The sequence below is a fragment of the Kribbella sp. NPDC049174 genome (assembly GCF_043197365.1).
GTDB lineage: Bacteria > Actinomycetota > Actinomycetes > Propionibacteriales > Kribbellaceae > Kribbella.
On record NZ_JBICSZ010000001.1, the window covers coordinates 1,604,039 to 1,616,879 of the forward strand.

10 protein-coding genes are annotated in these 12,841 nt (G+C 67.8%); 4 read left to right on the forward strand and 6 right to left on the reverse strand.

What is annotated here, in order from left to right; translation table 11 throughout:
• Positions 1–107 precede the first annotated feature (107 nt).
• From ACGFIF_RS07540 to ACGFIF_RS07555, 4 genes are read left to right on the forward strand one after another with little or no spacing between them, the layout of a single operon-like run.
• Positions 108–2,450 carry a molybdopterin cofactor-binding domain-containing protein gene (locus tag ACGFIF_RS07540; protein ID WP_393152489.1) on the forward strand — a complete coding sequence of 781 codons (2,343 nt, stop codon included), beginning with the start codon at positions 108–110 and terminating at the stop codon, positions 2,448–2,450.
• Between the two features lie 7 nt (positions 2,451–2,457).
• Positions 2,458–2,934, forward strand: coding sequence for a (2Fe-2S)-binding protein (locus ACGFIF_RS07545; RefSeq protein ID WP_393152491.1), 477 nt, complete (start codon positions 2,458–2,460; stop codon positions 2,932–2,934).
• Between the two features lie 25 nt (positions 2,935–2,959).
• The gene (locus ACGFIF_RS07550) at positions 2,960–4,570 is read left to right on the forward strand and encodes a long-chain fatty acid--CoA ligase (RefSeq protein ID WP_393152493.1); all 1,611 of its coding nucleotides are present in this window, start codon (positions 2,960–2,962) and stop codon (positions 4,568–4,570) included.
• 8 nt (positions 4,571–4,578) lie between these two features.
• Complete coding sequence (locus ACGFIF_RS07555) at positions 4,579–5,712, forward strand: XdhC family protein (RefSeq protein WP_393152495.1); 1,134 nt, start codon at positions 4,579–4,581, stop codon at positions 5,710–5,712.
• Positions 5,713–5,722: 10 nt separating this feature from the next.
• Here ACGFIF_RS07555 and ACGFIF_RS07560 read toward each other — a convergent pair whose 3' ends face one another.
• The 6 genes from ACGFIF_RS07560 to ACGFIF_RS07585 all read right to left on the reverse strand — a co-directional run bounded on the left by ACGFIF_RS07560 (position 5,723) and on the right by ACGFIF_RS07585 (position 12,665).
• Positions 5,723–6,094: an ABC-2 family transporter protein gene (locus ACGFIF_RS07560; RefSeq protein WP_393152497.1), complete on the reverse strand. Its 372-nt coding sequence runs from the start codon at positions 6,092–6,094 to the stop codon at positions 5,723–5,725.
• Positions 6,082–6,555 (reverse strand): ABC-2 family transporter protein, encoded by a 474-nt coding sequence (locus ACGFIF_RS07565; protein WP_393152499.1) that lies wholly within the window; start codon positions 6,553–6,555, stop codon positions 6,082–6,084. Before ACGFIF_RS07565 ends, ACGFIF_RS07560 begins: the two co-directional genes overlap by 13 nt.
• Positions 6,548–7,363, reverse strand: a complete 816-nt coding sequence (locus tag ACGFIF_RS07570) for an ABC transporter permease (protein ID WP_393152502.1) — start codon at positions 7,361–7,363, stop codon at positions 6,548–6,550. The genes ACGFIF_RS07565 and ACGFIF_RS07570 overlap by 8 nt, the downstream gene beginning before the upstream one ends.
• Positions 7,363–8,376, reverse strand: a complete 1,014-nt coding sequence (locus ACGFIF_RS07575; protein WP_393152504.1) for an ATP-binding cassette domain-containing protein — start codon at positions 8,374–8,376, stop codon at positions 7,363–7,365. The genes ACGFIF_RS07570 and ACGFIF_RS07575 overlap by 1 nt, the downstream gene beginning before the upstream one ends.
• A 66-nt stretch (positions 8,377–8,442) precedes the next feature.
• On the reverse strand, positions 8,443–9,792 hold the full coding sequence (locus ACGFIF_RS07580) for a glycoside hydrolase family 27 protein (protein WP_393152506.1): 1,350 nt from the start codon (positions 9,790–9,792) through the stop codon (positions 8,443–8,445).
• A gap of 92 nt (positions 9,793–9,884) precedes the next feature.
• A complete protein-coding gene (locus ACGFIF_RS07585; protein WP_393152508.1) occupies positions 9,885–12,665 on the reverse strand; it encodes an AAA family ATPase in 2,781 nt (926 codons plus the stop codon).
• Positions 12,666–12,841: the final 176 nt, after the last annotated feature.

Below are 12,841 nucleotides of genomic sequence, written 5' to 3' on the forward strand. Positions count from 1 at the left end.
GTCATGCACAGTCTGACCGAGCCAATCGTAGGCGTTCTGGCTATGCCGCCACGTCGTCCGCGCTGCGAGACTGCGTTCCCAGCATTGGTCGACACGGAGGAATCTTCATGGCCGAACACCGTCGTTCGCCGGACCACTCAGCAGCGAAGGCGGCCGACGAACCCGGTCGGCTGGGGCGCCGTCGCGTCCTCGGCTATCTGATTGCCGCGCCCACGCTGGCGGTCGGGGTGAGCTGGCTCGTCGACTCGACCGACCCGCGGCAGGCGGATGCGGCGGTTCCCACGCTGCCCCAGCCGGAGCAGATCTTCGACCTCGGCGATCTGCAGAACCTCGCCGCCGCGCCGACATCCGGCCTGATCTCGGTCCAGCTGAACACCGACGGGACCGCGTTCTTCGCGGTGCCCCGCACCGAGGTCGGCCAGGGCATGACCACCGCGATCGCGATGATGGTCGCCGAAGAGCTGGACCTGCCGATGAACAAGGTCAGGATCGGCTTGGCGGACGCACGGCCCGAGTTGCTGATGAATCAGCTGACCGGCGGGTCGAACTCGATGCGCAGCATGTACGTCCCGGTGCGGACAGCCGCCGCGATCGCCCGGCAGCGCCTGGTGGACACTGCCGCCGCCGAGTGGGGTACGACGGCCGCCCAGGTGACAACTCGCAACGGTGTGATCAGCGGCCCGGGTGGCCGGACCGCAACCTATGGGGCCTTGGCCACGGCGGCCGCCAGCATCAAGACCGTCGCGGTGTCGGCCGAGCTGAAGTCCCCGTCCGAGTTCACCGTCCTCGGACGACCACGGAACCGCATCGACGCTCTCGACATCGTCACCGGCCGCAAGCAGTTCGGGATGGACCTGCAGATCCCGAACGCCAAGCCGACCATGGTGGCTCGGCCGCCGACGATCAACGGCACGGTGGTGTCGGTCAACAATCTCGCCGCCATCCGCGCGATGCCCGGCATCACCGACGTCGTCGCCATCACCCACGGTGTGGCGATCCGGGGCGAGACCTTCGGGCAGTGCATCGACGCGATCCAGGTGGTCGACGCGACCTGGGGTCCGGGCACGGTGGACAACGAGTCCGATGCCACCGTACTGGCGAAGCTGCGAAAGGCTCAGTTGCCGATGGCCGTGCCGCCACTGTTGTCGAACACGATCGACGCCGAGTTCGTCTTCGCCTTCGCCAGTAACAGCCCGCTCGAACCGGACTGCGCCATCGCCGACGTCCGTCCGGACAGCGCGGAGATCTGGGCCAGCCTCAAGGTGCCGATCGCCGCCCAGGAGGACATCGCCAAACGGCTCGGCCTGCCGATCGACGCGGTGAAGGTGCACGTCAATCAGGCCGGCGGCTCGTTCGGCCGGCACCTGTTCCACGACGTGGCAGCCGAGGCCGCGGAGATCTCCCAGAAGATGGGCAAGCCGGTCAAGCTGTCCTGGTCGCGCACCGACAACTTCCGCCAGGGCCGCACCCACCCCATGTGTACGTCGCGCGTGCGAGTGAACTACCTGGCCGGCAACGTGCTCAGCTACGAGCAGCGGCACACCAGCGTCCAGACCGACTTCGGTCACGGGCTCGGCGAGATGATCACCGCGACGGCCGCGGACCTGCCGGTCGGCGGCAACCTCTCGTTCGCCGAGACGATCTTCACGCTGAGCCAGTCCTCGCCGTACAACTTCGGCGTCACCACGCAGCTGCTGAACGAGATCCCGCTGAAGTTCAACACCGGCAGCATGCGCAACATCTACTCGCCGAACGTGGTGTGCGCCGAGGAGCTCGTCGTCGATCGGCTCGCCGCGAAGATGGGTCAGGACCCGGTGCGGTTCCGCCGCAACTTCCTTCGGGACAAGCGATTGCTGGCTGCGCTGAACAAGGCGGCCGAGGTCGGCAACTGGGGTAAGACGATGCCGAAAGGTACGGCGCAGGGCGTCGGGCTGCACGCGGAGTACCGCGGCGCGGTCGCGACGCTGGTCGAGATCGATTGCCGGCCGGAAACGGTGAACCGGCCGATCCCGGACGGAGTGGCCGGCCCGCGGGTGACCAAGGCGCTGATCGTGGTCGATCCCGGCTTCTGTATCAACCCGCGCGGGCTCGAGGCGCAGATGATCGGTGGCCTGCAGGACGCCATCGCGCTGGCGCTGACGTCGAGCCTGCACATCAAGAACGGCATGCCGCTGGAAGGTAGCTGGGACAACTACTTCTACACCCGGCAGTGGAATACGCCGATCGACGTCCAGGTGGTCATCATGCCCAACACCAGTGACAGTCCGAGCGGTGCCGGTGAACTCGCGGTGGCCCCGGCCTTCGCCGCGGTCGCGTGTGCCTATGCCCGCGCCACCGGGACCATGCCGACGTACTTCCCGATCAACCACGGCAAGCTCGGTTTCGAACCGCTGCCGCTGGAGCCGTCCACCCCGCAGTCGCCGACCGACGGTCTCGACCACACGTTCTGAGGAAGACATGCCCACGCACAGTTTCAAGCTCAACGGCAAGCAGATCAGCGTCGAGGCCGAGGACAACGTCCGGCTGCTGTGGGTTCTGCGCGACCTGCTCGGCGTCACCGGCCCGAAGTACGGGTGTGCGCTGGAGGTCTGCAAGTCGTGCACGTCTCACATCAACGGCAAGGCGTTCAACCCGTGCTCGGTGCAGGTCAAGGACATCGAGCCGGCCGATGAGATCACCACCATCGAAGGGCTGCCGGCAACGGTCGGCAAGGACCTGCACCCGATGCAGGAGGCCTGGCTGGAGTACGACGTTTCGCAGTGCGGGTACTGCCAGCCCGGCCAGATCATGGCCGCCGTGGCCAAGGTCAAGCAGGCCCGCGCGGAGGGCCACGAGATCGCCGACGCGGACCTCGACGAGCTGCGCAACATCTGCCGGTGCGGCACCTACTCCCGGATTCGCGAGGCCATCAAGGCCGGCGCGAAGGACATGTGAGGATTCGGCTTCGATGCTTGGCCTGATGCAGGATCGACCGCTGGCACTGCCGCATGTGTTCCACCGTGCCGAGCAGCTGTTCGGTCACAAGAACATCGTGACCGCGACAGCCACCGGCGACGACTCCGTGAGCTATGCCGAATGGGCGCAGCGCGTCCGGCGGCTCGCCACCGTCCTCGACCAGCTGGACCTCGGCCCGCAGGCGCGAGTCGGCACCTTCGGTTGGAACACCCGGCGCCACCTGGAGCTGTACTTCGCGGTGCCGTGCACCGGGCGGATTTTGCACACGCTGAACATCCGGCTGTTCGCCGATCAGCTCACCTACATCGTCGAGCACGCCGACGACGAGGTGATCTTCGTCGACCGTTCGCTGTTGCCGGTTCTATGGCCACTCGTCGATCAGCTTCCGTCGGTGCGGTTCTTCGTGGTGATGGACGACGGCGCCGACACACCGATCCCGGCCGATCCGCGGGTGCGGGACTACGAAGGCCTGCTGGCCCAGGCCGAGCCGAAGCAGGGCCGCTTCGAGATCGAGGACGAGAACACCGCAGCCGCCCTGTGCTACACGTCCGGCACCACCGGGAACCCCAAGGGAGTCCTCTACTCCCATCGGTCCACCGTGCTGCATTCACTGATGCCGCTGACCGCGGATGTGTTCGCGCTCAGCGAGCGGGACGTCTTGCTGCCGGTCGTCCCGATGTTCCATGTCAACGCGTGGGGCCTGCCCTATGCCGCCGTACTCGCTGGTGCTGATCTGGTGTTTCCTGGACCGTCGATGACGCCGACCGCGCTGCTGCGGTTGATCGAACGGCACCGGGTGACGTTCACCGCCGGCGTGCCCACGATCTGGATGGGCGCGGTGCCGTTGCTGAAGGCGCACGACCTGAGCAGCCTGCGGTTGGTCGCCGCCGGCGGGTCGGCGGTGCCGCCAACGCTGTCCGAGGCCTGGCGAGAGGCGATCGGGCTGCCGATCACCCAGGCCTGGGGTATGACGGAAACCAGTCCGATCGGCACCGTGGCAACCTTGCGCTCGCACCATGCGGATCTCGCCGAGGCGGAGTTGCAGCAGGTGCGGGCCAGCCAGGGGCAGCCGGTGCCGCTGGTGGATCTGCGCATCGTGGACCCGGAGAGCGGAGCCGAGCAGCCCTGGGACGGGGTGTCAGCGGGGGAGTTGCATGCCGCCGGTCCGTGGATCGCCAGCGGCTACTTCGGCAGCGTCGGTGATCCGAACTTCACCGACGACGGCTGGCTGCGCACCGGGGACGTGGCGGTGATCGAGGGCGACGGCTACCTGCGGCTGATAGACCGGGCCAAGGATCTGGTCAAGTCTGGCGGCGAGTGGATTTCTTCCGTGGAGCTGGAAAACCACATCATGGCGCACCCGGAGGTGTCCGAGGCGGCGGTGATCGCCAAACCGGACGTCAAGTGGTCGGAGCGCCCGGTTGCCTGCGTGGTGGTCAAGCCTGGCGCGGTGCTGACCGCCGAGGACGTCCTGGAGCACCTGCGTCCGCGCGTCGCCCGGTGGTGGCTGCCCGACGAGATCCGGTTCATCGACGAGGTCCCCAAGACCAGCACCGGGAAGTTCTCCAAGAAGACTCTGCGCGAGCAGCTCTACCCAGCACCGCAAGGCCGGTAGGCGTCGACATGCGTGACCTCCTCCCACACATCCGGCAGTGGTACGCCGACGGCGACCGGTTCGCGGTGGCGACTGTGATCGACACCTTCCGCTCTGCTCCTCGCCAACCGGGCGCGGCCATGGCGGTCTCCGAGCGGGGTGTCGTGGTTGGCAGTGTGTCCGGTGGCTGCGTCGAGGCCGACGTGTACGAAGTGGCCCGCGAGGTCATCCGGACCGGCTTGCCGTCCGTACGGCGGTACGGCGTCTCCGACGACGACGTCTTCGCTGTCGGACTGACCTGTGGGGGCGTCATCGAGCTCCTGGTGCAGCCGGTCGACTTGGCATCGTACGCCGAGTTCGAAGCGGTGGCCGATGCCGTCGACTCGGGCCGGCCGGTTGCGATCGCGACCGTGGTCACGACCGGAGGTCTCCTAGGCCAGCGGCTCGTCGTGTGGCCGGACAGAGTCTCGGGCAGCCTCGGCGACCCGGGTCTGGACGCCGCCGTGGTCGAGGACGCCGTGGCCATGCTCGACCAGGGCGCGGCAGCGACTCGGTACTACGGCGCGCAGGGGGAGTGCCGGCGTACGGAGGTCGCGGTCTTCGTTCAGGCGCTCACGCCACCGCCGCGGATGTTTGTGTTCGGCGCGATCGACTTCGCCGCGGCCGTGGCCCGGGTCGGCAAGTTCCTCGGCTACCACGTGACGGTGTGCGACGCGCGGGGAGTGTTCGCCACCCGGCTGCGGTTTCCCGACGCGGACGAGGTGGTGGTCGACTGGCCCCACCGCTTCCTCGCAGAGGCGCTCGCCGAGGACCTGGTGGACCGCCGTACCGCGCTGTGCGTGCTGACCCACGACCCGAAGTTCGACGTGCCGTTGCTGGAAGTGGCGTTGCGCACCGATGCCGGCTACATCGGCGCGATGGGCTCGCGTCGTACCCACGAGGACCGGCTGGCCCGGCTGCGAGCGGTGGGCGTGACCGAGGCCGAGCTCGCCCGGCTGTCGTCACCGATCGGTCTGGATCTCGGCGCCCGGACCCCTGAGGAGACCGCGATCTCCATCGCGGCCGAGATCATCGCGACCCGTAGTGGCGCCGGCGGACAGCGGCTGTCGTCGACCACTGGACGGATCCACAGCGAGACCGCGGACTGGGCCATCGCCCGGTGATGTCCGGCCTTCAGCTGCCAGGACTGTTGTATTTCCGGGTCATCCGGTTGAAGAAGGTGAGACCGACGGTGAAGACGACCAGTCCGCCGCACGGTGAGATGTACGCCAGCCAGGCAGGTATCGGCAACTGATCGGTGCGTCCGAGCAGCACGGTGGCCGGCAGGTAGGCGATGAACGCCATCGGGAAGACGAAGGTGAGGGAGAGGAATCCCCAGCGATCGAACATGGTCAGGGGATAGCTGCTGAACCGCGAGACGGTGTCGTCGGCAAGGATCCGGAGCGACGTGGTCGACGTCATCCGGAAGGACAGCGCGGCCAGGAAGGTTTGCAAACCGGCTTCGACCAGTCCGCCACCGATCACCGCGGCGATCAGGAACACCACTTTCCTGGCGTCCAGGACACCGAGGACTGCGGGGCGAAGATCGCCAGCGATCCGAATCCGAGCAGCGTGTCGCCGAGGGCCATGAGTGGTGCGTAGCGGGTCACTACCTGCAGATAGATCCCGGCCGGCCGCAGCAGGTACCGGTCGACGTCGCCCTGCTGGATTGCCTGGTCGATCGAGAACAGCGCACCGAACGGCACGACGTAGAACGCATGTGCGGCCAGCCGCATCGCGAACAGGAACGCGATGTCGTTCAACCGCCAGCCGTGGATGACGTTGAACTTCGACAGCAGCACCCCGATGAACAACAACTGCGTACCCTGCAGTGCGACGCCGCCGACGATCGTCGAGAGGAAGCTGACGCGATAGGTCATCGCCGCACGCCAACCGGCTCGCAGTAGGATCCGGCTCGCGCGCAGATCCTCCCGGGCAGCCGACCATGCCCTGACCAGCTCAGCCACCGAGCACCACCACCTTGTGGACCGCTCGACGCCAGACCAGCTGCAAGAGCAGGAAGAGCACCAGCACCCAGCCGAGCTGAATTGCCAGCGTGCCGAGAAGGTCGGCCCCGTGCCTGGTCCCGAACCAGATGGACAGCGGCGCGTAGATCTGCGCCTGGAACGGAAGCCAGCTGATGATCGGTTGCAGCCACCCCGGCATGAACCACAACGGAATCAGGGCGCCGGACAGGAACGCCGACGCGAACCTGTAGAGGATCAGGATGCCGCCGATCTCGAGGGTCCAGAAGGCGGTCATGGACACCAGCAGATTGATGGCCAGGACGTTCCCGATGCCGAGCACCATCGACACGACCCAGGCCAGCAGGTCGAGCAGGCTGTGCGGCGCCTTCACCCCGCCGAGTGCGAGGCCGGTGATCAGACCCGCGGCCCCGATCGGAAGCCTGCCCACCATCGTGCCCACTGCCTGGGCCAGGTTCTGGCTGATCAGCGATCGCGGCCGCATCATGTCCACGCCGATCTGGCCGCGCATGACTCGCAGGGGCAGTGACGAGAACTGCCAGGGCATCACGATGGACTGAATACAGGCGGCCAGTACGGCGTACGCCACCGCGGTGGAGCTCCCGATTCCGGCCACCTCGTCGTGACCGTCGTACAGAACGCGCCAGACGACCACGGTCAGGGTGGCCTGGATGACCAGCCCGGCGATCCCGAACAGGAGGTCCGCGCGGTAGGCGAGGACCGACCGGTACCCGGAGCGGTAGAGCCCGCGAAGCCCGGTCAGACGCGTGCTCAGCGTGTCGACCGGCATCAGCTGCCCGTACTGCGGGCAGCTGCCGGTACCCGTTCGGTGTACAGCTTCCGGATCACGTCCTCGAGGTCGGGCTCGAGCACGGACAGGTCGGTGATCGGGTAGCGCGAGGTGAGGTCGTGGACGACCTTCGGTGCGGCCGTCGTCCCCGGGGCGAACCGTAGCGTCGCCTTGAACGGGTCCGCCGAGATCACCTGCGCGAACGGGGACGAGATGGTGGTGGCGTCGAAGTCGGTGCAGTGCACCACGATGTCCCGGCTGGTCACGTACTGCGCCTTGAGCATCTCGACATCGCCCTCGTACAGGATCTTGCCGTGATCGATGATCACCACCCGCCGGCAGAGTCGCTCGACGTCGTCCATGTCGTGGGTGGTCAGGATGACCGTCGTACCGCGGCCGGCGTTGACCTCCGCGACGAATTCCCGGATCTTGCCCTTGGCAACGACATCGAGCCCGACCGTCGGTTCGTCGAGATACAGGATCGACGGGGCGTACAGCATGGCGGCGACCAGGTCGCCGCGCATCCGCTGACCGAGCGACAGCGATCGCACCGGAGTGTCGATGAACTCGTCCAGGTCGAGGAGCTCGGTGAACTCCCCGAGCCGGGTCCGGTAGGTCGCCGCCGCCATGCCGTAGAGATCTCTGATGATCTCGAACGAGTCGCGCAACGGGAGGTCGTACCAGAGCTGGGTCCGCTGCCCGAAGACCGCGCCGATGGTGCGTGCGTTATGGCGCCGATCGCGCCAGGGGACCTGGCCGGCGACGGTGACGGTGCCCGAGGTGGGGACCAGGATGCCGGTGAGCATCTTGATGGTGGTGGATTTCCCGGCGCCGTTCGGACCCAGGAATCCGATCAGCTCACCCGCGTCGATCTGGAAACTGATCCCGTCGACCGCTGTGGTGACCTTGCGGGCCCGGGTGAACAGCGATCTCGTTCCCGCGAAACGTCCCGGCCGCACATCGGGCCGCGTGAATTCCTTGGTGAGGTCGGAGACCTCGATGATGGGAGCCACGACCGCTGTGACCCTACCAGCTGCGTTTCAGCCTGGCGCGGGATATTTCACTGACTGATTCCCCGGTCAGGACAGGGTGATCAGGCGGGAGCCGTGAGCGGGAACGCCCTTGGCGGTCCAGGACTTGTTGAACTTGCCGAGGTCGTGCCGGTTCACCAGGTCGCGGACCTTCCGGTTGCCTCTGACACCTAGTTGGTCCCACGTGACGGTGATGTCGGTGGCCTGGTCTCCGAGGTTGTAGACCGCGACCGCGATCCGGCCGTCGGGCAGTCGCTTCTTCCATACCGGCAGGTTTCCGCCGGTGACCTGGGTCGGGATCACACCGGCCTGGTCGACCGCGATCACCTCGCGGTTGGTGAGGATCGACACGGCCTTGTCGTCCAGCTTCGCGATGTCGCCGCCGACGTACAGCGGTGACGAGGCCATCGACCAGAACGTCATCACGCTCTGCCGTTCGATGTCGTCGATGCCGTCCTGGATGCCGAGACCGGTGTTGTTGGAGATCGGCATCGAGTCGAGGTCCGGCCAGTAGTTCGGCTCGACCACGTCGAGCCACTTCGGCAGGTCTTCCCACCGGTTGTCGACCGAGCTCGTCCAGGTCGACACGGTGTTGCAGTAGCACTCGACGTCGGTGTCGACGCGGACGCTGTTCGCCCAAGGTTGCAGACCTTCGCCGGCTTCCCGCGGGATCGGCCAGGCGCTCGCGGTCAGCCACATGGTGCGGCCGCTCTGGTCGATCGCCTTCGACCAGGCTTCGATATCCGGGATGTTGTCGGTGGTGACGCCGTCGATCTTGACGAAGTCGACGCCCCAGGATGCGAAGCGGTCCGCGATCGAGTCGATGTAGGCCTGTGCGCACGGTTTGGTGAAGTCGATCTTCCAGTCGCCGCCCCACATGTTCGTCGGGGTCAGCGGCATCACCGTGATGTCCTGGGTCGTGCAGTCGGTGCCGACGATCGAGGCGTTCTTGTCGTAGATCGCCTTCTGCAGACCGGCGCCGCCGTACAGACCGAACTTGAGGCCCTTGCCGTGGACGTAGTCGGCCAGGCCGGCGATACCGTTCGGGAAGCGCTCCGGGTCGGCCTCGGGAATGCCGTTGGCGTCGGTGCGGAACTCCCAGTTCCAGTTGGCATTCCAGCCCGCGTCGAGGTTGATGTTGGTGTATCCGGACCGCTTCAGCTTCGCCGCCATGGCGTCGGCGGTGGCTTTGATGTGTTCCTCCGTGAGCCACTTCGTCCCGTAGTCGGGGTGAGTGGAGGACTGGACGCTCCAACTGCTCCAGCCCATGAACGGCTTGACGCTGAAGTCACTCTTGGCCTGAGCGGGCGCGCTGGTGGACACCAAGGTCGCGGCGAGCACGACGGGCATCGCGGTCGCAATCGCCAGTGCGCGGCGAAGAAGACGAGCGGTGGACATGGCGGACACCTTTCGGAGCGGGGCGGCGCGCATCCCCGGTACCGTACGGCGGATTAATTCACCACGTCAAGAATCCAGAGGCCGTAGTGCCGTCAGGCGGATGCCGAGGTGATGCCAGGGGTTGCGAGGGCGGCGGGGAGTTGGCGGCGTGAGGTGATGTCGAGCTTCGTGTACACCTTGCGGAGGTGCCACTCGACGGTGTGCGGACTGAGGAACAGCTCCGCGCCGATCTGGGGATTGGTCATGCCGCTGGCGGCGAGCGCGGCGATCTGCGCCTCTTGAGGAGTGAGGCTGCTCGCCGGTTCGGCGTTCCGGGTCGGCACGCGCTCACCGGTCGCGAGCAGCTCACGCCGTGCCCGCTCCGCGAAGGCGGTGGCCCGCATCCCGTCGAACATCTGGTGGGCGATCCGGAGCTGATCGCGCGCCTCCGCCCGGCGCCGGGTCCGACGCAGCCACTCACCGAAGAGCAGGTGGGTGCGCGCGACTTCGACGGTCACGCGATCCAGACTGAGCTGCTCCACAGCGGTCTGGTACAGACGGTCGGCCTCCTCCCCGTCACTGAGGAGCGCCTGGCTGCGCGCCGCGATGCCACGGGCCCACCCGGTGTCGGCCGCGCGCGTGAGCTCGACCAGTCGGGCGAGGGAGTCTTCGGCCTGGGCGAGTTCCCCACAACGGGTAGCGGCCTCGACATGCTCCACCAACGACAGGCCGGTGAAGTTGAATCCATCGTGGTCGATCCCCGAACGCGCGGCGACGAGGGCCTGGTCGTAGCGAGCCAGCCCGTTGTAGAGGACGCCCTGGACGTAGCCGGTGACTCCGAGCAGCGAGACCTCGCCGTGCTGCGTGGCACTCACCCGGGCCTGTTCGATGATGCCGGCGGCAGCCTCCTCCTCGCCGCGCCATGCGGCCAGGACGAGCGTCGCGTAGGTGTGGGGAGCCTGGCCGGTCGCGGTGGCGATCGTGTCGGCTTCCTCGATCATCCTGGTGGCCGCCGCGAAGTCGCCGTGATGGATGTGTACGCCGCCGGCGTAGATGAGCGCGGGCGGTAGGACGCCGAGTGCGCCGATGTCGCGAGCCAGGCGCACCGCACGGGTGGCGAGCGTGTTCCAGGCGGGCAGGTCCCAGCCGTAGTGGATGAACGATTCCAGGGCGACCGGTACGAGCAGGAGCCAGCGCATCGTCGCCTCCCGGCCGACGAGCTCCTCCTGGGCGAACGGCTGGAAGGCCTTGCGCAGCGCGGGGACGCCTCGCTCGTAGTCATCCGCGAGAAGCGTTGCCACTCCGTCCAGCAGCAGGTCGGACGGCTCGGATCTCGGCGCCGCCGATCCGGAGGCGCGGGCTGCGATCGCGGCAGCACGGGCACCGGCCGGACCGTGCACCCGACCTGCGAAGACCGTGGCGCTGATCGCCTCGAGGTACGTCTCCCGCTCCAGCGGGGAGCCCTCGGCAGCGAACTGTGCGGCGGCGTCCAACAGCAACGGTGCCGCCTCGTCGCTCCTGCTGCGGGCGAACAGCATCCGGCCGCGCAGGCGAACCAGGCGCGCCCGGTCCAGTGGGCTGAGCGGACAGACGTCGGCAAGAAAGGCCAGCTCCCTGGCACGATCCGGTGCTGCGGCCGAGAAGTGAGCCTCGGCCGCGGCCAGGGCCCGGCGCCCGCGCTGCCAAGGGTCCGGCGTCAGGACCGCCGACCGCTCCAGCAGAACGGCCTCAGCGGCCACGCCGCCGCGCTGCCTGGCCCGGTCGGCAGCCTGCTCCAGCCATGCGGCCACCTCCTCGTCAGGTCCGTCGGACGCCTGCGCAGCGTGCCAGGCGCGACGGTCCGGCTCCAGGACCGGATCCGTGGCGGACGCCAGGGCGCGGTGTACGGCGCGACGCTGCTCCGGGTCCGCCTCTCGATAGACCGCGGATCGAGCCAGCGGGTGCCGGAACCGCACGGACTCACCGAACTCGATCAGGCCGGCTGCCTTGGCCGGTGCGGCATCGGGCGTGACACCCAGCAGGTTGGCCGCCTTTCGGAGCAGCCGCGCGTCGCCAACCGGCTCAGCGGCCGCGATCAGCAGCAGCGTCCGGGTCTGCGTCGGGAGCGAGCCCAGCCGGCGGGCGAAGTCCTGCTCCACCCGGCTGGACACCGAGCCTGGGTCGACTGACTCCAAGCCGTACGCGAGCTCGGCCGCGCTGCGACCGCGACAGAGCTCCAGCAGGGCCAACGGGTTCCCGCGTGTCTCGGCGACCAGTCGGTCCCGGACCCTGTCCTCAAGACGTCCGTCGACCGCCGCCTCCAGCAACTCGCCGGCCGGTAGTCGGTCCAGTCCGGCGACCAGCAACTCCGGGAGCCCGAGCAGTGCGGACTGTCCCTCAGGGTCGCGCACCGCGAACACCATCGCGACAGCCTCGGCCAGCAGTCGGCGGGCCACGAACTCGAGGGTCTGAAGGGACACCTGATCCAGCCATTGGGCGTCGTCCACGACGACAAGCACCGGTCCGGCCTCGGAGGCGCGGGTGAGCAGGGTCAACACCGCGAGTCCGACCAGGAAGCGGTCGGGCGGGTCGCCCGCCGCTATCCCGAAGGCGACCTGCAGGGCGTCGCGCTGCGGGCCCGGAAGTCCGTCGATCACGGCGAAGAACGGCGTACACAGCTGGTGCAGGCTCGCGTAGGCCAGCTCCATGTCGGCCTCGATGCCTTGCGCCCGGGCCACTGTGATCCCCGCGGCCTGGGCGGCGACGTACTCCAGCAGCACCGACTTCCCGATGCCGGCTTCACCCCGGATCGCGCACACGGCGGAGTCGCCCGCGCGCAGTCCGGCCAGTAGGTCGTCCAGCACCGCGCACTCGCGGCGCCGGCCGACCAAGTTCGGCAGCGGGGTGGGGCTCATCGGCCTCCTCGGCAGGGTCGGAGGCGCCTCAGCGCGAGGCGGGCCTGGCAGAACGATATTCGGTCTGGTCAGAGATCGCGACGAAGTGCGGTCGACTTTGGACAAGCCACCGTCATTGACGGGTGCAAGTATCTCAGTGATCATTGAGGCAATGACCGTTGAGGGAAAGGTTCTGG

Coding starts and splice junctions, on each gene's coding strand:
- ACGFIF_RS07540 (WP_393152489.1), top strand. CDS start 108: ATGGCCGAACACCGTCGTTCGCCGGACCACTCAGCAGCGAAGGCGGCC.
- ACGFIF_RS07545 (WP_393152491.1), top strand. CDS start 2,458: ATGCCCACGCACAGTTTCAAGCTCAACGGCAAGCAGATCAGCGTCGAG.
- ACGFIF_RS07550 (WP_393152493.1), top strand. CDS start 2,960: ATGCAGGATCGACCGCTGGCACTGCCGCATGTGTTCCACCGTGCCGAG.
- ACGFIF_RS07555 (WP_393152495.1), top strand. CDS start 4,579: ATGCGTGACCTCCTCCCACACATCCGGCAGTGGTACGCCGACGGCGAC.
- ACGFIF_RS07570 (WP_393152502.1), bottom strand. CDS start 7,363: ATGCCGGTCGACACGCTGAGCACGCGTCTGACCGGGCTTCGCGGGCTC.
- ACGFIF_RS07580 (WP_393152506.1), bottom strand. CDS start 9,792: ATGTCCACCGCTCGTCTTCTTCGCCGCGCACTGGCGATTGCGACCGCG.
- ACGFIF_RS07585 (WP_393152508.1), bottom strand. CDS start 12,665: ATGAGCCCCACCCCGCTGCCGAACTTGGTCGGCCGGCGCCGCGAGTGC.